Annotated in this window: 18 protein-coding genes; 12 read left to right on the plus strand and 6 right to left on the minus strand. The window is 66.7% G+C overall.

All coding sequences use genetic code 11. The annotated features are described in order from the left end of the window. Positions 1–194 precede the first annotated feature (194 nt). The 4 genes from pbpC to yfiB all read left to right on the plus strand — a co-directional run bounded on the left by pbpC (position 195) and on the right by yfiB (position 4,970). Positions 195–2,513: a penicillin-binding protein 1C gene (pbpC, locus tag B3349_RS16440; RefSeq protein WP_414646923.1), complete on the plus strand. Its 2,319-nt coding sequence runs from the start codon at positions 195–197 to the stop codon at positions 2,511–2,513. A 139-nt stretch (positions 2,514–2,652) separates the two neighbouring features. Next, complete coding sequence (yfiR, locus tag B3349_RS16445; protein WP_291590352.1) at positions 2,653–3,234, plus strand: regulatory sequestration protein YfiR; 582 nt, start codon at positions 2,653–2,655, stop codon at positions 3,232–3,234. Then, the gene (dgcN, locus tag B3349_RS16450) at positions 3,234–4,424 is read left to right on the plus strand and encodes a diguanylate cyclase DgcN/YfiN (RefSeq protein ID WP_291590353.1); all 1,191 of its coding nucleotides are present in this window, start codon (positions 3,234–3,236) and stop codon (positions 4,422–4,424) included. The genes yfiR and dgcN overlap by 1 nt, the downstream gene beginning before the upstream one ends. Positions 4,425–4,460: 36 nt before the next feature. Beyond that, positions 4,461–4,970, plus strand: a complete 510-nt coding sequence (yfiB, locus tag B3349_RS16455; RefSeq protein ID WP_291590355.1) for an outer membrane lipoprotein YfiB — start codon at positions 4,461–4,463, stop codon at positions 4,968–4,970. A 175-nt stretch (positions 4,971–5,145) separates the two neighbouring features. Here the strand turns inward: yfiB and lldD are convergent, their stop codons facing one another. After that, positions 5,146–6,285 (minus strand): FMN-dependent L-lactate dehydrogenase LldD, encoded by a 1,140-nt coding sequence (gene lldD / locus B3349_RS16460; protein ID WP_291590358.1) that lies wholly within the window; start codon positions 6,283–6,285, stop codon positions 5,146–5,148. Then, a complete protein-coding gene (lldR, locus tag B3349_RS16465; RefSeq protein WP_291590359.1) occupies positions 6,282–7,046 on the minus strand; it encodes a transcriptional regulator LldR in 765 nt (254 codons plus the stop codon). Before lldR ends, lldD begins: the two co-directional genes overlap by 4 nt. A gap of 258 nt (positions 7,047–7,304) precedes the next feature. On the opposite strand from lldR, the gene B3349_RS16470 reads away from it, so the two are divergent. The 8 genes from B3349_RS16470 (at position 7,305) to B3349_RS16505 (ending at position 18,737) form a co-directional block, all read left to right on the plus strand. Beyond that, positions 7,305–8,483 carry an alpha-hydroxy acid oxidase gene (locus B3349_RS16470; RefSeq protein ID WP_291590361.1) on the plus strand — a complete coding sequence of 393 codons (1,179 nt, stop codon included), beginning with the start codon at positions 7,305–7,307 and terminating at the stop codon, positions 8,481–8,483. Positions 8,484–8,700: 217 nt separating this feature from the next. Further along, on the plus strand, positions 8,701–9,738 hold the full coding sequence (locus tag B3349_RS16475) for an OmpA family protein (RefSeq protein ID WP_291590363.1): 1,038 nt from the start codon (positions 8,701–8,703) through the stop codon (positions 9,736–9,738). Between the two features lie 118 nt (positions 9,739–9,856). Next, positions 9,857–10,240 (plus strand): VOC family protein, encoded by a 384-nt coding sequence (locus B3349_RS16480; protein WP_291590364.1) that lies wholly within the window; start codon positions 9,857–9,859, stop codon positions 10,238–10,240. Positions 10,241–10,555: 315 nt separating this feature from the next. Then, entirely contained in the window at positions 10,556–11,488 is a 933-nt protein-coding gene (locus B3349_RS16485) for a DMT family transporter (protein WP_291590365.1), read from the plus strand. 37 nt (positions 11,489–11,525) lie between these two features. Continuing rightward, positions 11,526–12,806, plus strand: a complete 1,281-nt coding sequence (gene dinB, locus B3349_RS16490) for a DNA polymerase IV (protein ID WP_414646924.1) — start codon at positions 11,526–11,528, stop codon at positions 12,804–12,806. A gap of 95 nt (positions 12,807–12,901) precedes the next feature. Next, positions 12,902–14,575 (plus strand): methyl-accepting chemotaxis protein, encoded by a 1,674-nt coding sequence (locus tag B3349_RS16495; RefSeq protein ID WP_291590366.1) that lies wholly within the window; start codon positions 12,902–12,904, stop codon positions 14,573–14,575. Positions 14,576–14,731: 156 nt separating this feature from the next. Next, complete coding sequence (locus B3349_RS16500; RefSeq protein WP_291590367.1) at positions 14,732–16,291, plus strand: methyl-accepting chemotaxis protein; 1,560 nt, start codon at positions 14,732–14,734, stop codon at positions 16,289–16,291. Between the two features lie 136 nt (positions 16,292–16,427). Next, positions 16,428–18,737, plus strand: coding sequence for a hypothetical protein (locus tag B3349_RS16505; protein ID WP_291590368.1), 2,310 nt, complete (start codon positions 16,428–16,430; stop codon positions 18,735–18,737). Positions 18,738–18,847: 110 nt separating this feature from the next. On the opposite strand, the gene queF is transcribed toward B3349_RS16505, so the two are convergent. The 4 genes from queF to B3349_RS16525 all read right to left on the minus strand — a co-directional run bounded on the left by queF (position 18,848) and on the right by B3349_RS16525 (position 24,525). Beyond that, positions 18,848–19,693, minus strand: a complete 846-nt coding sequence (gene queF, locus B3349_RS16510) for an NADPH-dependent 7-cyano-7-deazaguanine reductase QueF (RefSeq protein WP_291590369.1) — start codon at positions 19,691–19,693, stop codon at positions 18,848–18,850. Positions 19,694–19,761: 68 nt separating this feature from the next. Continuing rightward, positions 19,762–20,640, minus strand: a complete 879-nt coding sequence (locus tag B3349_RS16515) for a 2OG-Fe(II) oxygenase (protein ID WP_291590371.1) — start codon at positions 20,638–20,640, stop codon at positions 19,762–19,764. A gap of 15 nt (positions 20,641–20,655) precedes the next feature. Continuing rightward, a complete protein-coding gene (gene yaaA / locus B3349_RS16520) occupies positions 20,656–21,441 on the minus strand; it encodes a peroxide stress protein YaaA (protein ID WP_291590372.1) in 786 nt (261 codons plus the stop codon). A 66-nt stretch (positions 21,442–21,507) separates the two neighbouring features. Beyond that, the gene (locus B3349_RS16525; protein WP_291590374.1) at positions 21,508–24,525 is read right to left on the minus strand and encodes an Rne/Rng family ribonuclease; all 3,018 of its coding nucleotides are present in this window, start codon (positions 24,523–24,525) and stop codon (positions 21,508–21,510) included. Positions 24,526–24,870: the final 345 nt, after the last annotated feature.

Consider the following 24,870-nt stretch of genomic DNA (forward strand, 5'->3'; position numbering starts at 1 on the left):
TAGCCAGGCGCACCGCCGCAGGGGGCGCGCGAAAGCGCCGATCATCGCCCATGGTGCAGGCAAACACCGGGATAGGCCGGCATGGCCGGCGGGCTTTGTGCGGCGCCGCTTGAAGTAGCAGTAAGAGGGTCTGCAACGAACAAAGCGGCTGCGTTGCCGCCGCTCTGCTACAACCACGGCTGGATTCTTTGTGGATGTGGTCTGTGCCAGCTGTTGTGCGTGCTTCTTTGTCGTTGTCCTTTCTGCCCCGGCGTCTGCGTGCGCGTACGGCCTGGCTGTGCCTGGCCGGCAGCCTGGCCGGTTCCGCCTGGGCCCTGCCCAGCTACACCGAGGTGCGCGGCGACTTTCGCCCGTCGGAGACCTGGATCCTCTCCCGCGAGGGAGAGCCGCTGCAGCGCCTGCGCACCGACAGCGCGGCCCGGCGCGGAAACTGGACGCCGCTGGCCGACATTTCTCCCGCACTGCGCATGGCGCTGGTGCTGAGTGAAGACCAGCGTTTCTATGCCCACAGCGGCGTGGACTGGGCGGCCGTCACGGCCGCCGCCTGGGGCAATCTGTGGAACAGCCGCACGCGCGGGGCCAGCACCATCACCATGCAGCTGGCCGGCCTGCTGGACGAGGACTGGCGCCAAAGCGGCGGCGGCCGCAGTGTGACCCAGAAGCTGGGCCAGGCCGTGGCCGCGCAGCGGCTGGAACGCAGCTGGCGCAAGGACCAGATTCTGGAGGCCTACCTGAACCTGGTGCCGTTTCGCGGCGAGATCGTGGGCATCGATGCGCTGTCGCGCAGCCTGTTCGGCAAGGCACCGCACGGGCTGGACATGCAGGAAGCGGCCATTGCCGCTGCCTTGGTGCGTGCGCCCAATGCCAGCGCCCAGCGTGTGGCACAGCGTGCCTGTGGGGTATGGCGCGACATGCTGCAGGCGCAGTCTTCCGCCAGCCGCCCGCGCCAGAAAAACAGCCAAAATACAAGTCCGGATGAAGGCGAGCACGCAGCCGAGGCCGTCCGCTGTGATGTGCTGGAGTGGCAGGTCAGCCAGATCCTGCAGCAGCGGCGCTGGCCGGCCAGCGAAGGCGAGGCCCCCCACTTTGCGCGCCAGTGGCTGCAGCGGGTGCCGGACAGCCGCAAGGCGGCTGCGGTGCGCACCAGCTTGCGCGCCGACGTGCAGCGGGTGGCGCTGCAAAGCCTCAAGCAGCATCTGCTGGAGCTGTCCGGCCGCAATGTAGAAGACGGCGCCGTGGTGGTGCTGGACAACGCCAGCGGCGAGGTGCTGGCCTGGGTGGGCTCTTCCGGCAGCCTGAGTCAGGCCCAGGAAGTGGATGGCGTGCTGGCGCGGCGCCAGCCCGGCTCCACACTCAAGCCGTTTCTCTATGCCCAGGCGATAGCGGAAAAACGCCTGACGGCGGCTTCGCTGATCGAGGATTCCGCCGCGCAGATTCGCACGGCCAACGGCCTGTACATCCCGCAGAACTACGACCGCAGCTTCAAGGGTTGGGTCTCGGCGCGCACAGCGCTGGGGGCATCGCTGAACGTGCCGGCGGTGCGCACGCTGGTGATGGTCACGCCGGATGCGTTTTTCGAACAGCTGCAGGCCCTGGGCCTGCGCCTGCCGGAAAGCGGTGGCTACTACGGCTACAGCCTGGCCTTGGGCAGCAGCGAAGTTACCTTGCTGGACCTGACCAATGCCTACCGTGCGCTGGCCAACCAGGGACTCTACACCCCGGTGGCCTGGGGCAGTGCCGCACGGCCGGCGCCGCTGCGCGCCGTGGATGCCGGTGCCGCCTTTGTCGTGGGGGACATGCTGGCCGACCGCAATGCGCGTGCCATGACCTTCGGTCTGGACAGCGTGCTGGCCACGCGTTTCTGGACCGCCGTGAAGACCGGCACCAGCAAGGACATGCGCGACAACTGGGTGGTGGGCTGGTCGGCGCGCTACACCGTGGGTGTGTGGGTGGGCAATGCCAGCGGCGCGTCCATGCACAGTGTCAGCGGTGCCAGCGGAGCGGCGCCGGTGTGGGCCGAGGTGATGGGGCATCTGCATGCCCGCCTGCCCAGCCGCCCGGCGCAGCCGCCTGTGGGGGTGGCGCAGCAGGTGGTGCGCTACGGGGCCGACCCGGTGACGGGCGTGCCACCCGAGAGTGCACGCCAGGAGTGGTTCCTGCCCGGCACGGCCCAGGCGGAATTCCAGATGGGCAGCGCAGGCAGCCAGGTCGCGGCGGGGGCCGGGCGCATTCTGCAGCCGGTGGATGGCAGCGTGCTGGCGCTGGATCCAGACATTCCGCCCAGCCGCCAGCGTGTGCAGCTGCGCGCCCGGGCAGGGGAGGCACGCGAGACGGCGCAATGGCGCTGGCGTGTGGCGGGCGAGACCGTGCCCGCCAACCGGCGCGCGCTGGGCCAGGGCGCGCAGGCGCAGTGGTTCCCCTGGCCGGGGCGCCACCGCATCGAGCTGGTGGCGGCGGATGGGCGGGTGCTGGACAGCGTGCAGATCGAGGTGCGCGGCGCCGGCGTGCGCTAGCCAGCGCTACCGTTCGTCCGGCGTTCAGGGTCAAAGAATGTGAACGGCGCCGCTTTGTGGCGCAGTGGCGACGCCGCGCCCCTGGGCCGACGGGAGAATGGGGAAATTCCTTTTCTGTCCCTCTTTCTCACTCCTGACCATGGGTGCCTCCTCCTTGCCGTGCAGTCTGCGTGCCGCGCGCCCGCTGCTGGCGGGGGCACTGCTGGCCTGCACCGGTGTGGCCGTCGGGGCACAGGAGGGCAATGCCCGGGGCATGACCGTGCCGGCGGCATCGGTGTCGGCCGCGGTGGCGCAAACGGTCTGGGGGGTGCTGGGCTATACGCGCTGGCCGACGGATCCATCTCCCGTGCAGCTGTGCCTGGTGGGGGAAACAGCCCATGCCGCCGTGCTGCTGGCGGGCACGGAACTACCGGGCGGCCGCAGGCTACAGACCCGGCGCATCAGCCCGGACGATGCACAGCCCCTGAATGCCTGCCATGCGGTGTATGCGGGCCCTCTGCGTGCCGGCCAATGGCAGCGGCTGATGGCGGCCTGGCCTGCGGGCCAGCCGCTGCTCACGATCAGCGAGGTGGCGGCCGACTGCGCCACGGGCGGCATGTTCTGCCTGGACATCACACCGCAGGGCGTCAGCTTCGAGCTGAACCTGGATTCCATGGCCCGCAGCGGCGTGCGCGTGAATCCCCGGGTGCTGGGGCTGGCCCGCCGCAAGGAGGGCAACTGATGCATTTGCGCCAGGCCCTGCGCCGCACCCACACCCGCATTGCATTGACGGCCGTGGCCGTGGCCAGCGTGCTGCTGCTGGCCGCCGGACTGACGGCGCTGCGCGCCAACACCCAGGACAATCTGGAGCTGATGGCCCGTTCGCTGGTCTACAACGTGGAGCCAGCCCTGGTGTTTGGCGACAGGCTGGACGCCGCGGAATCGCTGGCCCGGATGGTGCGCGACGAAGGCGTGGCCGAGGCCACGGTCTGGGACGCGCGGGGCAATGTCTTTGCCCAGTGGATGGCGCCCAACTGGCTGCCCTGCAACTGCGGTCACCAGCTGGCGCGCGTGTTGGGGCTGAAAGTGGCGGCGCAGGAGGTGCGGGCCAATGGGGTGGTGATTGGCAGGGTCGAGCTCAGCAGCAACGGCCAGCGCATGCTGGCGTTCCTGCTGTGGGGCGGCCTGGCGCTGATGGTGTGCATGGCCGCCAGCGTGGTGGTGGGGCACATCGTGTCGCGCCGAATGCACCGCAGCATCGTCAAGCCGCTGCAGGAGCTGGGACGGGTGGCCCGTGCCGTGCACCGCGAGCGTGCCATGGGCCAGCGCGTACCGTTGGCGGACATTGACGAGCTGCGGGAACTGGGGGAGCACTTCAACGCCTTGCTGGACGAGCTGGAGGCCCGCCAGCTGCACCTGCAGCAGGAAAATCTGGTGCTGGAGCACAAGGCCTACCACGATGGGCTGACAGGTGTTTTCAACCGCGTGTACTTCGAGCTGCGGCTGATGGTGGCATTGCGCCAGGCCGCGCAGACCCATGGGCGGCTGGCGCTGCTGTTCCTGGACCTGAACCACTTCAAGGCGGTGAACGACAACCATGGCCATGCCATGGGAGACCTGCTGCTGAAGGCCGTGGCCCAGCGCACGCAGAAGCAGGTGCGGGATGCCGATCTGGTGGCCAGGCTGGGGGGCGATGAATTCGTGGTGCTGCTGCTGGAGCCGCATTCGCGGGAGGCGGTGCAGCAGGTCGCACGCAAGATACAGGAGGCGGTGCAGGCCCCGCTGGCAGCGGACAGGGGCGTGGTGCTCCAGCCCTCGGTCAGCATCGGGATGGCGCTGTTCCCGGAAGACGGGCAGACCATGGAGGAGCTGATGGCCGCAGCCGACGCTGCCATGTATGTCGCCAAACAGCAGTTCCGCGAAGGCGCGTAGCCGCGTGGAACGCAATAGGAAATGGAGGAAGGGAGTATGGGGCGTTTGTTATGGAAGTGGAGTGCGGCCTGCTGGCTGGCGATAGGTCTGGCGGCGTGCCAGAGTCCGGTGCCGCAGCCTGCCGCACCGGGTCTGTCGCCCGAGCAGGTGCAGGTGCTGCGCTCCCACGGATTCGAGGAGCAGGGGGGCAGCTGGGCCCTGCAGGTGCCGAGCAAACTGCTGTTTGCCGTGGACACCGACCAACTGGGCAGCAAGCAGGCCGACTATGTGAGCCAGCTGGCCCAGGATCTGAAGGGTGTCGGTATCCAGAGCGTGCGGGTGGAAGGGCATACCGACGATACCGGGCCGGTGCTGTACAACCAGCAACTGTCGGAGCGCCGCGCACAGCGTGTGGCGGAGCAGCTGGTGCGTGCCGGCATGGACCCTTTGCAGATCAGCACCCGGGGCTGGGGCAACAGCAAGCCCCTGCCCATGGCACAAGGCCAGGACGCGCGGCGGGAGAACCGGCGCGTGGCCATCATCATTCCGGCCCCTGTGGGGCCGTGAGCCACAGATGGCAGCGCTGTTGAACTGCGCTGCCTGCGCCATGGCGCAGGCCCTGAGGGCCGCGTTTCCGGCTGGCGTCGCGGCGATTTGCTGGCAGAGCTGGCGCAGCGGCCACACAGACATCACCGACCCGCAAGCACGCCTGCAGGCAGGTCGGGAGCCATAGCGGGAGGCTTTAGCGTTCCTGCACCAGCAGGTTGCCGGTGATCTCGGCCACGTTCTTCACGCTGGTCAGGGTCATGGCCACGCGCATTTCCTTTTCCAGCAGCTGGAGCAGATGGGTCACACCGGCACCGCCCTGGGCGGCCAGGGCATAGATGAACGCCCGTCCGATCATGGTGCAGTCGGCGCCCAGCGCGAGCATGCGCACGATGTCGAGGCCGTTGCGCACCCCGGAGTCGGCCAGGATCTTGATCTGGCCCTTGACAGCATCGGCAATCGCGGGAAGGGCGCGGGCCGACGAGAGCACGCCATCGAGCTGGCGGCCGCCGTGGTTGGAGACGATGATGCCATCGGCGCCGAAGCGCACGGCATCCTTGGCATCTTCGGGGTCGAGGATGCCCTTGATGACCATGGGACCCTTCCAGAAGTCACGGATCCACTCCAGGTCGCTCCATGAGATCGACGGGTCAAAGTTCGCGCCCAGATAGCCCATGTAGTCTTCCAGGCTGACGTTCTTGCCCAGATAGGTGGAGATATTGCCCAGTGTGTGCGGCCGGCCTTGCAGGCCCACGTCCAGAGCCCAGTGCGGGTGGGTGGCTGCCTGCAGGTAGCGGCGCATGGCGGCGTTGGGGCCGCTCATGCCGGAGTGCGCATCGCGGTAGCGCGCGCCGGGCACGGGCATGTCCACGGTAAACACCAAGGTCGAAACGCCGGCCGCCTGTGCGCGTTCCAGTGCATTCTTCATGAAGCCTCGGTCCTTGAGCACGTAGAGCTGGAACCACATGGGGCGCTGGATCTTGGGCGCCACTTCTTCGATGGGGCAGACCGACACGGTGGACATGGTGAAGGGAATGCCCTTCTGGTCGGCCGCCTGGGCCGCCTGCACCTCGCCACGGCGGGCGAACATGCCCAGCAGGCCCACAGGCGCCAGCACCACCGGCAGCGAGAGCTTTTCGCCGAACAGCTCGATGCTGGTGTCCAGCTGGCTCATGTCCTTGAGCACGCGCTGGCGCAGGGCCACATCGGTCAGGTCGCTGACATTGCGCGCCAGGGTCTTTTCCGCGTAGGCGCCACCATCGATGTAGTGAAACAGAAAAGGTGGCAGGCGCTTCTGCGCGGCCGCGCGGTAGTCGGTGGTGGACGAAATGATCATGTCAAAGGCTGGTGTTGTGTGGATGAAAAGCGTCCCAAGCGCTGCTGGCGGGCCTCCTCGGCGTCGGCCTCGGCCAGCTTGGCGTGGACAAAGGCCAGGTGCTCGCCGATGACCGTTCTGGCCTGTTCGGGCTCGCCCTGGACGATGGCCTGCATCAGATCCTGGTGCTGCTGGGTCAGCCGTTCCAGAACCTTGGGGTCCTTGTGCACAAACATCTCGCGGCGGTTCTGGGCCACGGTATTGAGCACCATGTCAAACAGGCTGCGCATCACCTGCACCACCACCACGTTGTGGGAGGCTTCGGCAATCGCCAGGTGAAACTGGGTATCGGCCCGGGCGGCGTTGTCGCCATCCTGGCGCTGCTGGTGGTGCAGCATGGCGTCAAAGCAGCGGCGGATGTTGTCGCGGTCCTGGTCGGTGGCGCGCTGGGCCGCCAGCCAGGCGGTGCTGACCTCGATGATCTGGCGCGCTTCCAGCACGTCGTAGCGGTATTGGGGGTCGTCACGCAGCAAGGGCGCCAGCGGGGAGATGGCCCGGTCGCTCCACAGCGCTGCGGGGGCGCGCACAAAGGTGCCCGAGCCCATGCGGCTTTCCAGCATGCCGCGGCTGGAGAGCTGCTGTATGGCCTCCCGCAATGCGACGCGCGACACCCCCAGCTCGGCGGCCAGCTGCCGTTCGGCAGGCAGGCGCTGGCCGGGCTGCAGCTGTCGCTGCTGCACCAGGGCGCAGAGTTGTTCGGCTACGTGGTCTGAGAGTCGCATACAGAGAGCATCGAGGGGCAGAGCGTCCATCGGTGCGGTGCCAAATTGGTCTTACCGATAATTGTGGGTTGACGGGATTCGGATTGTAGAAATCGGATATTGGGCGGTATCACATGGTTTACCCTGGTAATTTTGAAATAATTGGTGTGACCAATTTGAATGTGCAAGCAATCCCTGCGCTGGGCATTGGGGCATGGCGTGCGGGGCAGCGGTGCCGCAGCGCCGGAGTCGGCCGATTTTTCTGGGGACAATGCGCCCATGACCCAGCTTGCCCACATCACCTGTATCGAAGACCTGCGCGTGATCGCCGAACGCCGTGTGCCGCGCATGTTCTATGACTATGCCGACTCCGGTTCGTACACCCAAGGCACCTACCGCGACAACGAGGCCGCTTTCCAGAAGATCAAGCTGCGCCAGCGCGTGGCCGTGAACATGGAAGGGCGCAGCACCCGCAGCACCATGGTGGGCCAGGAGGTAGCCATGCCGGTGGCGATTGCGCCCACCGGGTTGACCGGCATGCAGCACGCCGACGGTGAAATCCTGGCCGCCCGGGCGGCCAAGGCCTTTGGCATCCCTTTCACCTTGTCGACGATGAGCATCTGCTCGCTGGAAGATATTGCCGAGCACACCGGCCGCCACCCGTTCTGGTTCCAGCTGTACATGATGCGCGACCGCGGCTTCATGGAGCGCCTGATTGAACGCGCCAAGGCGGCCAATTGTTCGGCGCTGCAGGTGACACTCGATCTGCAGATCCTGGGCCAGCGCCACAAGGACATCAAGAACGGTCTGTCCACCCCCCCCAAGCCCACGCTCCGGAACCTGATCAACCTGGCTACCAAGCCGCGCTGGTGCATGGGCATGCTGGGCACCCGGCGGCGTTTCATGGGCAACATCGTCGGCCATGTCCAGGGCGTGGCCGACATGGGCTCGCTGGCATCGTGGACGGCCGGCCAGTTCGACCCGACGCTGAACTGGAAGGATGTGGAGTGGATCAAGCAGCGCTGGGGCGGCAAGCTGATCCTGAAGGGCATCATGGACGCCGAAGACGCGCGGCTGGCGGCCGAGACCGGTGCCGATGCGCTTATCGTCAGCAACCACGGCGGCCGCCAGCTGGACGGCGCGCCCGCCACCATCGATGCGCTGCCGTCCATCGTACAGGCGGCAGGCCGGGACATCGAGGTGTGGCTGGACAGCGGTATCCGCAGCGGCCAGGACGTGCTCAAGGCCCGTGCCCTGGGTGCACAGGGCACGTTGATCGGGCGCAGCTTCCTCTATGGCCTGGGGGCGTACGGCCAGGACGGTGTGACGCGTGCGCTGCAGATCATCCAGAAGGAGCTGGACACCACCATGGCTTTCTGCGGCCATACCGACATCAACCGGGTCGGCCAGGACATTCTGCTGCCGGGCAGCTACCCGCTGCCGTTTCCGCAGGTCTGACACCGCAGGCATGCTGCCGGCGCGCGGCAGCAGCCGGTTTTCTGCAAATCATGGGGTGTTGCAGGCAATTGCATGCAATTTCGCATGGATTTGCATTCCGATGTGCGGGGGTGTCCTACATCCTCCGCCTGGTGCATGTTCCTAGACTGGGCCTTTTGCTGCTGCAGCGGTGGCTGCCGCAGTGGCGGCTGGTGCAGCCCATTCAAAGGAGTGCGACATGCTGGATACCTTGATTCGTGAAATCGGTGCGCGGCTGGGTCTGGGCGACCAGGCCCGCCCCTTGATCCAGATGCTGGTGGCCTACATCGCCAACCCGGCGACCGGTGGGCTGTCGGGCTTTCTGAACAGGTTCCGCTCCGCCGGCATGGACGGCCTGGTGCAAAGCTGGCTGGGCTCGGCCACCACGCCGCAGGTGCCCAGCGCCTCGCAGCTGGACATGGTGCTGGGGACCGGGGACGGTCTGCTGAACACGCTGGCCACGCGCCTTGGCCTGCCCTACGACAAGGTGAGCACGGCCGTGGCGGCCTTGCTGCCCATGCTGGTCTCGCGCATGACCCCGGGCGGCACGGTGCCGAATGTGCTGCCCACCGAATTCAATGACATGGCCCGCGAAGGCCAGTCGCTGCTGGGCATGGGCCAGGCGGCCGCGGCCCGGGTGGGGGCAGCTGCGACAGCTGCCACGGCCACCGCCGCAGCTGCTGCGGCGCCGGTGGCCCCAGCCAGCGGCGGGATGGGTAAATGGTTGCCATGGCTGATTGCGGCCCTGGTGGTGATCTTGGGCATCAGCTACTGCGCCAAGGGCAAGCCGCCCGCCGCCGTGCCCGCGCCGGCGGCACCGGAGCCCGCACCAGCGCCCGCGCCGGCCGCCACCCCGCCGGCGACCGACAGCTTCACCGCACCCGAAGGGGCAGGGGTGCTGGAGGGAATGCGGCAGGATATGCCGATGCTGCGCGTGTTCTTTGACAGCGGCAAGACCGAGGTGGCTCCGGAATTTGCCGACAAGGCCAATGCCCTGGTGGCCTATCTGCAGGGGAACCCGGACGCCAAGGCGGTGATTTCCGGCTTCAACGATCCGACGGGCGACCCGGCCAAGAACGCCGAACTCTCCAAGCACCGGGCCGAAGCCGTGCAGACCGCCCTGGTGGCGGCCGGCGTGCCCATCGAGCGCACCGCGCTCGAAAAACCGGCCGATACCACGGACACGGGGGCCAGCAATGCGGCCTCACGCCGTGTGGATGTGGTGCTGCGCAAATAGATAGGTTGTGCCGTACCTGTGACGGCGGCGGCCCAGACCGCGCGCGGCGCGGCACACCCTGGTGTGCAGGGGGCGCCACGCGGCAGACCTTTTCAGCCTGGGCGCCTATCATGGGGGCATGATTGACCATACAGGTATCCATGTGCACGACCTGGCGCTCAGCCTGGCGTTCTACAAGGCGGCGCTGGCGCCGCTGGGTTATGGCGTGCGGTTGTCACTGCCGGACGCTGTGGGTTTTGGTGCCGTGCCGGCGGCGCCGGGGGATGACCCGGGCGGTGATTTCTGGCTCACCCGGGCCGTGCCCATGGCGCCGCGCAGCCACATTGCTTTCCGGGCGCACAGCCGTGCACAGGTGGATGCTTTCCACCGCGCAGCGCTGCAGGCTGGCGGCACCGACAATGGGCCGCCCGGCCTGCGTCCGCACTACCACGCCCACTACTACGCTGCGTTTGTGCATGACCCTGATGGCTACAACATCGAGGCGGTCTTTCACGGTGCTTGACGTGGTGGGCGGACAGAAGGGCCGCTTGTAGACCGCCTGGGCGGCATGCAGGGTGGCTGCCCGCTGCGCCGGCATCCATGGCGCGCACGCCCGTCGCCGTGCGCGATTGCATCGCTGCCCGGAGGGAGGGGCGTCGCCAATCGTGCCGCCGGGCGCCTGCCGGGCTGGGTATGCTGGTGGCCCGTGGCCTGAGAAGGTGTTGTTGCCTTCCCGGCCAGGGCGTTGCCGCCGTGCCGCAGTGTTTGCGTGCACCGGCCCTGCGCCTGGGCGGCGGTGCATGGTCGCACCGGCTGCCGTTTGCCTTGACCCTGCTTCATGTCCCTCTCCTTGCACGATCTCACCTGGTTGTGGGTGCCCATCACCCTGTTCGCCGCCGCGGCGCAAACCGTTCGCAACACCGCCCAGCGCTCGCTGACGCAGGAGCTGGGCACGCTGTCTGCCACCCTGGTGCGTTTCATGTACGGCCTGCCGTTTGCAGGCCTGTGGCTGGCGCTGCTGTATCTGGTGCCGGCACAGGCGCCGGCGGTGCCGGACCTGAGTCCGGCCTACCTGGGCTGGATTGCGCTGGGAGCCTTCTTTCAGGTGGGCGCCACCGTGGCGCTGTTGCTGGCCATGAAGGAGCGCAATTTCGCGGTGGCAGTGACCCTGTCCAAGACCGAGGTGCTGCAGGTGGCCCTCTTCTCCACCGTGTTCCTGCACGAGCTGCCCACGCCGCTGGCGTTGCTGGCCATGGCCGTGGCCACGGCGGGCGTGCTGATCCTGTCGCTGCCGCCGCGCGGCCAGCTGCTGTCGCTGCAGGCCTGGATGAGCAAGTCCGCGCTCTACGGTCTGGTGTGCGGCGCCTGCTTTGCGATCGCCACCGTGGCCTTCCGAGGCGGCGCGCTGGCGCTGGCGGCGGAATCGCCCTGGCTGTCCGGAGCCTGGGGGGTGTTGATTGCGCAGACCTTGCAGACGCTGGGCATGGGGGCCTGGATCCAGTGGCGCAGCGAACAGGGCCTGGCCCCGATCTTTCGTGCCTGGCGCATTTCCCTGGTGGCCGGCAGCATGGGCGCGGCGGCCTCGCTGGCCTGGTTCACCGCCTATGCCATGCAGGGCGCGGGGCCGGTGCGCACGCTGGGCATGGTCGAGGTGGTGTTCAGCTACCTGGTGTCGCGCCGTTTGCTGAGCGAAGCGCTGAACCGCAACGAAAAAATCGGCATGGGGCTGATGCTGGTGGGGCTGGTGCTGATCTGCCTGCAAGGGGTGTAAAGGGCTGAGGGGCACTGGTGGCGCTGCAGGCGCCACAATGGGGGCTGTGAATGCGCCAGCCTCCGATCAAGCCCCCGTGCCAGCACCCGCCGTGCTGCCGCGCCGCATTGCCCACCTGGATATGGACGCCTTCTTTGCCTCGGTGGAACTGCTGCGCTACCCGCAGCTGCAGGGCTTGCCGGTGGTGATCGGCGGCAGCCGCCACACGCCCGAGCACGAAGCCGCACTGATCGCCCGCTGGGGCGGCCTCGAGCAGATCCCGCTGGAGGCCTTTCCCCGCCTGGGCAGCTATGTGGGGCGGGGCGTCATCACCACCGCCACCTATCCGGCGCGGCAGTTTGGCGTGGGGTCGGCCATGGGCATGATGAAGGCCGCACGCCTGTGCCCGCAGGCCGTTCTGCTGCCCATCGATTTTGTGCGTTACCGCACCTATTCGCGCCGCTTCAAGGAGGTGATTCTGTCCCTGGCACCGGTGATGGAGGACCGGGGCGTGGACGAGGTCTACATCGACTTCACCACTGTGCCCGGCGGGCAGGAGGAGGGCGGCCGCGCGCTGGCGGTGCGCATCCAGCAGGCCATCCATGCCGAAACCGGGCTGACCTGCTCGGTGGGTGTGGCGCCGAACAAGCTGCTGGCCAAGATGGCCAGCGAGTTCCAGAAGCCGCGCGGCATCTCCATCGTGCAGCCGCAGGATCTGGAGCAGCTGATTTGGCCGCTGGCCTGCCGCAAGATCAATGGCATCGGTCCCAAGGCAGACGCCAGGCTGCAGGCGCTGGGCATCACCACCATCGGTGATCTGGCGGCCTGCTCGCTCCCTTTTCTGGTCCAGCACTTTGGCAAATCCTATGGGGCCTGGCTGCATGCCGCCGCCCATGGCCAGGATGAGCGGCCGGTGGTCACCGAGAGCGAACCCGTCAGCATGAGCCGGGAAACCACTTTCGAGCGGGATCTGCATGCCGTGCAGGACAAGGCCGAATTGGGCGCCATCTTCACCCGGCTGTGCGAGCGGGTGGCCGAGGACCTGGTGCGCAAAGGCTACGCGGGACGGACCATCGGCATCAAGCTGCGCTATGCCGACTTCCGCAGCGTGACGCGCGACCTGAGCCTGGACCACTTCACCCAGGATGCCGCCGCCATCCGCCGGGCGGCAGGTCTGTGCCTGAAACGGGTGCCCTTGCAGCAGCGCATCCGTTTGCTGGGCGTGCGCGTGGGGGCGCTGGTGGCCTGGGAAAACGGGGCTCCCCGGGATGCCGACGAAGTGCCTGTGGCGAGCCATCGGGCCCGCCCGTCGGATCCCTTTACCGCACCCCTGTTCTGATGTGCAGAAGGGCGTTGTCGTACGCCTAGCGGTGAATGCAGAAAAGCGTGCCGGTAGTAGCCTCCATGCCATCCAGTACCGGAGTGAGAGGGACCATGCGCACCAATTTGCCAATCACGGAAAAAGAGTACGACTTCTCCAGTGATGAGCTGCTGATGTCCACCACGGACAACAAAGGCCATATCACCCACTGCAACGCCGCCTTCCTCCGCGTGAGCGGTTTCACCATGGACGAGCTGATGGGGCAGCCCCACAACATGGTGCGCCACCCGCACATGCCACCCGAAGCGTTCAAGGACATGTGGAGCACGATCGGCAATGGCCGCAACTGGAGCGGTCTGGTCAAGAACCGACGCAAAAATGGCGATTTCTACTGGGTGCGTGCCCATGTCACACCCATCGTGGTGAACGGCAAGCCGCGGGGCTATATGTCGGTGCGCACCAAGCCGTCGCGCGAGGAAGTGCAGGCCGCGCAGGCGCTGTACGCCAAGATACAGGTCGAGCGCGAAGCCGGTATCCAAACCTTTGTCCTGCACGCGGGGCAGGTGCGTCCCACCGGCTGGCGCGACTATGTGGGCAGGCTGCAGCGCGCTTCCTTCACCCAGCGTCTGGCGGCCATGCTGCTGCCTACGCTGGTGGCGGCCATGCTGCCGGGCTTCATGGGCTGGACGGCTCCGTGGCAGCAGGGACTGCAGCTGGCGGTGGTGGCCGTGCTGTCGGCGGCCATGCTGTTTCGCTTTCACCGGCGGATCACGGCCGCCGTGCAGGAAGCCAATGACCTGGCGCGCGATATTGCGGGCTGCAATCTGGCCAGCGATCTGCCGCTGCTCAGCGGTCGCCACCCCATGGCCCTGCTGATGGAGCGGCTGCACCAGATCCACATCAATTTGCGGGCTGTGGTGGGGGATGCACGGCATGAGATCCATGGCTTCGGGGACCTTGCAAATTCCATTGCCCAGGGGGCCAGCCAGCTGTCTGCGCGCACCGAGCAGCAGGCCTGCAGCCTGGAGGAAACGGCCGCGGCCATGGAACAGCTGTCCAGTACTGTGCGCCAGTCTGCCGAAACGGCCGAGCAGGTGATGAAGGTCAGCGAACAGAGCGCATCCTTGGCGCGGCAAGGTGGTGAAGCCGTATCCAAGGTGGGTGAAGTGGTGCAGCGCATCGAGCATTCCTCGCACAAGATGGGACAGATCATCACCACCATCGAAGGCATTGCCTTTCAGACCAACATCCTGGCGCTGAATGCCGCAGTGGAAGCGGCACGTGCCGGCGAGCAGGGACGCGGCTTTGCGGTGGTGGCTGCCGAAGTGCGTGCATTGGCGCAGCGCAGTGCGGAAGCGGCAGGGGAAATCCGCGGGCTGATCGGCGAGTCCAAGTCCCAGATCACACTGGGCGCAGAACAGATGCTGCAGGCCAGCCAGACCATCAGTGATGTGGTGACGTCGGTCGCCCATGTGAACAGCCTGATGGGCCAGATCGGCGGTGCCACGCGGGAGCAGTCCACGGGCATCTCCCAGGTGAACGATGCCGTCACCGACCTGGACCGCTCCACCCAGGAAAATGCGCACATGGTGGATGATTCCGCCAAATCCGCGCGTGAAATGAGCGAAAACGCGGCCGTGCTGGGTCGTACGCTGGATGTGTTCCGCCTGCCGGGTGCGCCGTCGCCACAGCAGCATGCTGCGGCACCGGTGGCGCCTGCGAGCATGCCGGGCGGGTTGCGTGGCGTGGGCGTGCCTGCACGTGTGCGTGCACCGGCCATGCATTGAATTACAGGGTGTTCAACTGCTTGTGCTCGGGATGCAGAAACATAGTCCTTGTGCGATGATTCCGTGTGAATCAAGAACCGCTGCAGCTCTGGGAGGAGCTGCAGCGGTTTTGTCATGCGCCGTCAGGCGCAGACATGCCGGAGGAACCCACTGCCCATGCGCACCAATCTGCCCGTTACCCAGAACAACTACGACTACCCCGGGGATGAGCTGCTGGTCTCCATCACCAACACCAAGGGGGAGATCACCCACTGCAATTCCGCATTCGTGCGAGTGAGCGGGTACACCTATGACGAGCTTCTGGGTCAGCCGCACAACCTGATCCGCCATCCCGACATGCCTGCGGCGGCGTTCCAGGATCTGTGGCGCACGATTGCCCACGGCTATCCGTGGACGGCCCTGGTCAAGAACCGCCGCAAGAACGGCGACTATTACTGGGTGCGTGCCAATGTCACGCCCATCATGGATGGGGGCAAACCCCGGGGCTATCTGTCGGTCCGCACCAAGCCTGCTGCGGCTGAGGTGACCGCCGCCGAGGCGCTCTATGCGCAGATGCGCAGCGATGCGGCGCAAGGGCAGGAGAGCTTCCGCCTGCGCGGTGGACGGCTGCGACACAAGGGGTTGCGCGGCCTGTGGGAGCGCAGCAGGGACATGGGTGCCGTGGTGCGCATGATCAGCATGCTGCTGCTGCTGACCGTGGTGGTGATGCTGCCGGACCTGCTGGGGTGGCAGGGGGTGGCGGCCTGGGCCAGCCGCGTGGGCGCCATGGTGCTGGGTGGTGCCTGGATCTGCCAGCATTTCTACGACCGCTGCGTGCGTGGTCTGGAACAGGCCAGCCGCTTTGCCGCGGACATCGCCAGCTGCAACCTGACCACGACCTACGACAACGGCTACCCCGGCGACATGGGGGCGCTGATGCAGCGTCTGCAGCAGATTCAGATCAATCTGCGGGCGGTGGTGGGCGATGTGCGCTCGGAAGTGAAAGGCTTTGCGAACACGGCACAGGAAATCGCACACGGCAGCCTGGATCTGGCCGCCCGCACCGAGTCGCAGTCCAGCAATCTGCAGGAAACGGCAGCCTCGATGGAGGAGATCGCCGGTACCGTGGCCCAGACAGCGGACATGGCCCAGTCCATGGAGCGCGAAAGCAATGCCAGCAAGGGCGTGGCACGACGCAGCGGCAGTGCCATTCTGGAAGTGGGGACGGCCATGGAGCATATCCGCGGCTCTTCCACGCGCATGAGCGAAATCATTGGGGTCATCGAGAGCATTGCCTTCCAGACCAATCTGCTGGCCTTGAATGCGGCGGTCGAGGCGGCGCGGGCCGGCGAACAGGGCAGGGGGTTTGCCGTGGTGGCAGGCGAGGTGCGGGCGCTGGCCCAGCGCAGCGCGGCAGCGGCCAAGGAGATCAGTGTGCTGATCCACCGCACGGTCGATGGCATCAACGATGGCAATGCCCGCATGGGTGCCGCCGGGCAGACCATCAATGGCATGGTGGAGGCCGTCGAACGGGTCAGCGACATGGTGCACCAGATCAGCATTGCCACGCGGGAGCAGTCCATGGGCATTGCCCAGGTCAATGAGGCGGTTGCCCAACTCGATTCCGTGACGCAGCAGAACGCCGCCTTGGTGGAGGAATCCAGCAGCGCCGCGCATTCCCTGCGGCACAGCGCCACCACCTTGGAGCGCTCTGTGGACGTGTTCACCATGCGTTGACACCCACGGTACCCGCGCATGCAATGCGCCATATCCGGAGGGATGTTGCGAAAAGGCAGCCTTTTGGCTGCCTTTTTTCTGTCTCATCTGCGCGCGCCGCCGGTGTTTTGTCAGCGGTCTTAGGTAGCATGGGGGGATGAATCTCCTGCTGAGCTCACTGGCCGTTGTGGCCTTTGTGGTGCTGGTGTTGCTGCTATTGGCGCTGTTGGTGCTGATGGTGTACCGGCGCCGGCGTTCGAACGTCTCCAGAAATGCGGTGGGCCAGCAGGCGCACGGCATGGGAGGGCATGCGGGCGCGGACGGCAAGGACGTGCAATTTCGCATGCAGGGAGAGCGCGGCACGGGCGGGCCCGTGTATGGCGACGTGCTGTGCGGCGATGGGGTGTACCTGCCCAAGGTCTGGGAGTCGGACTACCACACCTCGTTTGACGGCCGCTGGATCCGCACCGGTGCCTATGGCGGCGGCACGCCGTGCCTGATCGACCGCAAGTCGCTGCGCAGCTGGAATCTGACGACGGCCGAAGTGTCGGCGCTGGACGGTGTGCACTGGCGCCTGCCGCGCTGGAGCGAGGCCAGCGCCAGCCGGCAGCGGCAGATGGAGGACGGGCAGCAGGTGTTCACGGATGCCGCCTTCGATGAATGGCTGAAGGACAACGTGGAGGGCGAAGCACAGGCCCTGGTGGCGGTGCGCGATCTGTGGGTGCCCGCAGACCAGGTCCCGTCGGAAGACGGACAGCAGGCACCGGCCCTGACCCAGCCGGACGAAGCACCGGTGAAGCTGTCCATGCAGCGCCACTGGCCGGCATCGTTGCGTACCCAGCGCAGGCCGCTGGAGCCGGTGCTGCGTCCGCGCTGGAAGCTGTTGTTTGGTGAAACGCCCCAGCCCTGGGCGGTGGACGAGAACACGGTGCTGGTATGGCGCGAGGACGGGCAGGCGTTCGCTTTTTACGGCACGTCGGCTGCGGAAAGCGAACAGATCCCGGACACGGCACTGATTGTCTGGAGTGCGCAGCATGGCTGGCTGCACTGGGATGCGCCGGCGCCATCGGACCGCAAGTCCTGGCGCATCGGGATCTCCCTGGCGGGTGATGCCTTGGTGACCAAGTCCGTGGTGCCGGTGCTGCGCTGGGATGGCGACACCCTGCTGCAGCGCATGGAAGTCGACACCCCCGAGCTGGAGCGGCTGCACGACGGCCAGCAGATCCACAGTGCCATGGACGGTGTGGACGGCTGTGTCACGCACAGCCGTGACGGCCGTGTGCGGCTGCAGAAGATTCCGCGCACCATGTTCCTGTGGCGCAGGCATCTGGCCAAGCCTGAGCTGTGGCAGGCCTACAGCGCCCCGGTGGCAGGCAAGCCGCTGTGCTGGACCCTGGTGAAGGAAGCGGCCGACGAAACCGGCGCCACCCCCGCCTACCAGCTGGAGTGGGGTGAAAGCCGGCTGTCCGGTCTGTGGGAGCTGGAACATGTGGTGGTCCAGGGCCGCTGGGCCGTGCTGCTGCAGCATGGTGCGTCGCCGCTGCGGGGCGAGAAAAATACCGTGCAGATCTGGGATGGTGCCCAGTTGCAGACCCTGGGTCTGCCGTGGCCCGTGGCCCGGCTGCGCCCGGTGCCGTCGTCGAGCGGCAACACCGCACCGCGGGTGCAGCTGCTGGCCATTGCGGCCTGCGCTGCCAGCAATGGCTCGGACCCCAGCACCGGTCTGTGGCGCTGGCACCTGCAGCCGCCCACCGCCAACTTCCTGGGGCGTGCCGGCTGGGATGCCTGCTATGCGGTGCGCGATGCCGCGCCGGACGCGCTCGGCCACTGGCATGTGCAGCCCGGCTGGCGTGAGGTGGAGCAGATCCAGCACCCGTGTGCCGACGGCGACTATGTGTGGCGCCAGCAGAAGGCGGGCGAGGTGATGTGGTGGTTTGGCGGCCTGCACAAGGAAGCCAACAACCAGTGGAGTCCCGATCTGCCCCGCGGAGAAGGCGTGGCGGTGACGCGCCATGGTGCCGTGCTGTGCGGCACCGGCCCCAGCGCCTGCCCGCACCCGGGTGGTGAAGGCTGGGTGGTGCTGGAGCTGGTGGCGCGCAGCGAGCACGAACCCCACCACTGGAAGCTGCACTGGTTGCAGCCGGCCATGCACGAAGTGCACACCCTGGCATTGCGTGCCTATCTGCCCATGCTGCAAAGCTGGGATGGTGTGGGTCTGCACTGGTACGAAGGTGAGCCCACGGTGGATGGGGCTGCCGCCGACACGGGCGCGGCGTCCAAGGCCAAGGGGCCGGAGCTGCAGACGGTGAGCTGGTCGCAGTGGATCGACGCCAAGGTTGAGGTGCTCTACGAAGGCCCCGAAGGCCTGTGGATGCGCAAGGAAGACATGCGTTACGCTGAAAACATCCTGGCGCGCGATGACTGGCCTTGGAAACGCATCAAGACGGCCGCTGCGGCACAGATCTAGCGCTTAATCACTGAATCTGACGCCGCTGCGCCCGCGTGGCGCAGCCGGCATGCAAAAAGCCCATCTCCTGCCTGGCAGGAGATGGGCTTTTTCATTGTGGCGGCCCGGGTTTACTGGCGTGCCGTGCGCAGGGCTGCCGGCATGGCGCTGGGGTGGCTGGTGCGGAAGGGGTTGATGTCCAGGCCGCCGCGGCGTGTGTAGCGTGCATAGACGCTGAGCTTGACCGGCTGGCACTGGCGCCAGATGTCGGTGAACATGCGTTCCACGCACTGCTCATGGAACTCGTTGTGGTTGCGAAAGCTCACGATGTACTGCAGCAGCCGCTCCTGGTCGATGGCCGGGCCGGTGTACGCAATCTGCACGCTGCCCCAGTCCGGCTGGCCGGTGACCAGGCAGTTGCTCTTGAGCAGGTGGCTGACCAGGGTTTCGCTGATGGGGGGAGTATCGGTGTCGGCGCGCAGCAGCTCGGGGCGGGGCTGGTAGTCGGTGCATTCCACATCCAGGCGGTCCAGCTCAAGGCCTTGCAGTTCCTGGACTTTCTGCGTCGCAAAGGCTTCGGGCAGCACCAGGCGCACGCCTACGGTGGCGCTGTGCTCGGCGCCGCGCCAGACGGCTTCGCTGACATCGGCCCGCAGGCGGGCCAGCACCTCATCGGCACTGGCAAAACGGCTGTTGTTGAAGCTGTTCAGGTACAGCTTGAACGACTTGCTCTCGATGATGTGGGGCGTTTCGCAAGGAATGGTGAAGTGCACCAGCGCCACCTGGGGCTTGCCGCGCAGGTTCAGCCAGGATAGCTCATAGCCCGTCCACAGATCGGCGCCAAAGAAGGGCAACTGGCTGCCGATGCCGATTTCCGTGCGCTTGGTGGCGCGGGGCAGGGGAAAGAGCAGGCTGGCGTCGTACTGGTCGGCGTAGGCCGAGGGCTTGCCCAATTGGGATTGTTCGGGAGTGCTCATAAAAATAGCTGTCCATGCGCTCCGGATAGGCGTCGGAGCGGAATTTTCACAGTCTGGTGGCGACGGGTTCAGTGGAACTCGCGTTCGCGCAGCCACTTGGTGGCGATCCATTTCTCGCCACGCAGCACCGGATCGCCACCGTGCAGCGTCAGTGTATGGGCTTGGGGCTGGGCATAGCTGAAGAAGACTGCATTGCCCTTGCGCGGCTGGATGCGCAGCCGGGCTTCGGGGAAGGAGGTGCCGCCGCCTTCCTCGGGATCGTTCAGGTAGATCACGATCGTGCCCACGCGCTGGCCACCCCGGCGCACGATGGTGGCTGTGCCGGGCTCGGCCGGGTCGAAGTAGTCGTGGTGGGGCTTGTACTCCGCCCCGGGGCCGTAGTGCAGCACCTGCAGGCCTTCGCCGTTCTCCAGCGGCCACTGCAGCAATTTGGCCAGGCGCGCTTCCAGTCGAGCCACTTCGGGGGTCTGGCCGCGCACGAAGAACATGCCCTGGCTGGTGCGGTCGGCATTGATTTCCTCGCTGCCCGTACGGGTCTCCACGGTGCGTGAGCGTGCCATCTGGGGGCGTGCTGCGGCCACGATGGCATCGCACTCGTCCGCGCTGAGCAGGTTGCCAAACAGCACGATGCGGGGGTGCTCCAGTGCCATCAGCACATGCACGGCGCGGTCGCCCACATCAATGTCGGTGGGACTGCGGCGCAGATCGGGCTCCGGAATGGGCGGGGCAGCCTGGGGCGCGGGGGCATTGCGCCAGCGCACCACCTGCGCAAAGGCCTGGCGGGCCACCGCATCTGACCAGCCGGTGTCGCGCAGCGACTGCAGCAGCGTGGCTTCCCGTTGACCGGCCTGCAGCTGCTGGTCCAGCCAGCGCAGCAGATCGGGCGTGGAGCCAGGCACCGTGGCGCTCAGGCTTTCCAGGGTGGTGGGGGCTGCACGCTCGGGCATAGGGGCTCTCCGTGGTCAGGTTCCGGAAGGGGCGGTACGGCGGAAGACCCAGCGGTCGGGTTGCGAGACTTCCGGTGCATAAGCATAGCCTTCGGCGTCGAACTGTTGAAGCTGTGCCGGACGGCTGAGGCGGTGTTCGATCGCATAGCGTGCCATCAGCCCGCGTGCGCGCTTGGCATGGAAGCTGATGATCTTGTACTTGCCTCCCTTGAAGTCTTCGAACACGCATTCGATGACGCGGGCCTTCAGGTGCGCCAGGTCCACCGACTTGAAATATTCCTGCGATGCCAGGTTGACGACCACGGGAGCCTTGGCATCCTTTTGGCGCGCGTTCAGATGGTCGGCGATGCGCGTCCCCCAGTACTGGTAGAGGTTGCGCCCCTGGTCGGTGGCCAGGCGGGTCCCCATTTCCAGGCGGTAGGGCTGCATCCAGTCCAGTGGGCGCAGCACCCCATACAGGCCGCTGAGGATGCACAGATGCTCCTGTGCCCACTGCAGATCCTGGGGAGTCAGGGTCTGGGCCTGCAGGCCTTCGTACACATCGCCATTGAAGGCCAGTACGGCCTGACGGGCATTGGTGGCGGTGAATTCCGGGCTCCAGGCCGCGTAACGCGCCACATTCAGTGCCGCCAGCTTGTCGCTGATGGACATCAGGCTTGCCACATCCTGTGGTGCCAGCTCCCGCAGCACATCAATCAGGGCCTGGGACTGGGGGATGAACTCCGGCAGCGTGTGCGGCAACCGGTCGGGGAGGGGGGTGTCGTAATCCAGCGACTTGGCGGGCGAGAGCAAAAACAGCATGGCAAACAAAACGGAGGCTGGAGTGCAAACAGGGGCCACATGGGCCCCTGTTGTCTTGCGGTGCGATCAGGCAGCGGTGGCGCTGTCTTCGCGTTCAAACGGCAGCGTCATGGCCGCCAGGTCTTTGCGGGTCTCGACCAGGATCAGCGGACCCTCGTCGAGTACCACCACCGGCGGCCGCTCGCGCGGAACGTGCACGGGCTTGGGCTCGGCAGCGATGGCCGCCTGCACGGCAGCGATCTTGTCTGCATCGGAGTTGATCCACTGCAGACCCGAGGCTGCTGCAATCTGCTGCAGCGCATCCAGCGGCAGCTGGTACTGGCCGATGCGGGGCATGCGGCTGGCTGGCTCGGCTGCCACTGCAGGCGCTGCCACCGGTGCTAGAGCCGCCACGGGTGCGGCAGCGACCACGGGCGCAGCGGCAGGTGTGGCCGGTGCAGCAGCGGCCTCGACCGGTGCGGCAGCTTCGGCCACGTTCTCCACGGCGTCGACGACCGCAGCAGATGCTGCAGCGCGTTCGAAGTAGCTGCGGCGGGCCGGAGCGGAGTCGTCAGCGGCTGCATCCACGGGGGCTGCGGATTCGACCTGCGCGGCTTCCGCGGCCAGAGGCTGGGCCGCAACTCCAGCGTCGGCCTCGTCGCCCACTTCGCCTTCGGCGGCTGCATCGCGGCCACGGCCACGGCGGTCGCGGCCATAGCGGTCACGCGAGCGGCGCTGGCGCGGTGCACCGTCCTCGCCCACGGGGGCGGCAGAGGGCTCGCCATCCTGCGGCAGGGCGGTGGCGGCGTTGTCCAGCACGTCTGCGGCAGAGGCTTCAGGGGTCACAGCCGGGGCGCGTTCGCGGCGGCCTTCGCCGCGTTCTGCGCGCTCGCCACGCTGGCGGCCTTCACCACGTTCACCGCGTTCGCGGCGGGGACCGCGTTCGCTGCGAGCGGGCTCGGCACCGGCGTCCAGGCTCACGCCTTCGGCCAGGTTCTGCGGAACGCCTTCCTGGGCCGACAGGCGCTGTTCGGCATCGCGACGTTCGCCACGCTCGGGACGTTCACCGCGTTCGCGGCGCGGTGCGCGCTCGGTGCGCTCTCCATCCTGCGGGCGGTTGGCACGGGCTTCGCCGTTGCGTTCGTTGCGGCGGCCGTTGCCATTGCTGTTGCCGTTGCGTTCGCCACGGCCTTCACCGGCTTCGCTGCGTTCACCGCGTTCGCCACGGTTGCCACCGCGTTCGTTGCGGCGGCCACGGCCTTCGCCGGTGCGACCATCGCGGCGGGGCTCACGCTGGCCTTCGGGCTTGGCGGCCGGGGCGGCTTCCGTGGCCGGTTGGGCTGCCGGAGCGCCAAAGCCGAACAGGCTCTTGAGCCAGGAGAAGAAGCCTTGCTCGCGCACCTCGGGCTTGGCCGCAGGCGCTGCAGCGGCGGCAGCCGGGCGCTGGCCTGCTGCGGCAGTGCGGCTGGCTGCGGGTGGGCGGGGTTCGGCCACCGGGGCCGGCACATCGGGCAGCACGCCCTTGATGATGGGGGTCTGCTTGTTGGTGGGCTCTTGCGAGCGGCGGGTGACCTTGGTCTGGTCTTCCACCACATCGGCCAGCTTGTAGCTGGAGTCCAGGTCTTCCAGACGCGCGTCGTCGTGCTTCAGGCGCTCCAGCTTGTAGTGTGGCGTCTCCAGTGTCTTGTTGGGGACGAGCATCACCGATACGCGCTGCTTGAGTTCGATCTTGGTGATTTCGGTGCGCTTTTCGTTCAGCAGGAAGGAAGCCACTTCCACAGGCACCTGGCAGTGCACGGCGGCCGTGTTGTCCTTCATGGACTCTTCCTGGATGATGCGCAGAATCTGCAGCGCCGAGCTTTCGGTGTCGCGGATGTGGCCGGAGCCACTGCAGCGCGGGCAGTTGATGTGGGCACCTTCGCTCAGGGCGGGCTTCAGACGCTGGCGGCTCATTTCCATCAGGCCGAACTTGCTGATGGTGCCGAACTGGACGCGGGCACGGTCCTGGCGCAGGGCGTCGCGCAGGCGGTTTTCCACTTCGCGGCGGTTCTTCGACTCTTCCATGTCGATGAAGTCGATCACGATCAGACCGCCCAGGTCGCGCAGGCGCATCTGGCGGGCCACTTCGTCGGCGGCTTCCAGGTTGGTGCGGGTGGCGGTTTCCTCGATGTCGCCGCCCTTGATGGCGCGGGCCGAGTTCACGTCCACGGACACCAGCGCTTCGGTGTGGTCGATGACGATGGCGCCACCGGAAGGCAGTTGCACGGTGCGCGAGTAGGCCGATTCGATCTGGTGCTCGATCTGGAAGCGGCTGAACAGCGGCGCATCGTCGCGGTAGCGCTTCACGCGGGCGGCATGTTCCGGCATCACGTGGGCCATGAACTGCTGGGCCTGCTCGTAAATGTCATCGGTGTCGATCAGGATGTCGCCGATGTCATTGTTGAAATAGTCGCGGATGGCGCGGATCACCAGGCTGGATTCCTGGTAGATCAGGAAAGCGCCCTTGCCCGACTTGGCGGCGCCGTCGACAGCGCTCCACAGCTTGAGCAGGTAGTTCAGGTCCCACTGCAGCTCGGGCGCGGTGCGGCCGATGCCGGCGGTGCGCGCAATGATCGACATACCCTTGGGGTATTCGAGCTGGTCCATGGCTTCCTTGAGCTCGGCCCGGTCATCGCCCTCGATGCGGCGCGACACGCCGCCGCCACGGGGGTTGTTGGGCATCAGCACCACATAGCGGCCGGCCAGCGAGATGAAGGTGGTCAGCGCTGCGCCCTTGTTGCCGCGCTCTTCCTTTTCGACCTGGACAATCAGTTCCTGGCCTTCGCGGATCACATCGTTGATGCGGGCCTGGCTGGGCGATACGCCTTCGGCAAAGTACTGCTTGGAGATTTCCTTGAAGGGCAGGAAGCCGTGGCGGTCTTCGCCGTAGTCCACGAAGCAGGCTTCCAGGGAGGGTTCGACGCGGGTGACAACGGCTTTGTAGATATTGCCCTTGCGCTGTTCGCGGCCTTCGATCTCGATCTCGTAGTCGAGCAGTTTCTGGCCGTCCACGATGGCCAGGCGGCGTTCTTCAGGCTGCGTCGCGTTAATCAGCATCCGTTTCATGATGCGTTTCCTTTTCGTGAGGGGCGGGCAGTGGCAGCGATACGCTGCTTCACCGCGACGCCCCTGATTTTTTGCAATCAAAGACAGGCTCTGCTGGAGCCGTGATGCCTGACTGACGCGCTGAAACGAAAAGGAAGGGAATCGCCTGAGGCCTGGTTGCAACTGTGCCGAATCAGGTCAGCAAAGGTGGCAAGGGCAGGGGGCAGGGAGCGAGACGCGCATACAGCAGCGGCCGCTGTGTGCGGTCCGAGCCAGAGGCGACAAAAGACGGTGGGCGGCTTTTCACGGGGGCAGCAACGCTCCGCACCGGCACGTGCCGTTGCGTGATGCTCACCAGCCAGGAAA

Source organism: Comamonas sp. UBA7528 (genome assembly GCF_002479375.1).
In the GTDB taxonomy this organism is placed as follows: Bacteria; Pseudomonadota; Gammaproteobacteria; order Burkholderiales; family Burkholderiaceae_C; genus Comamonas.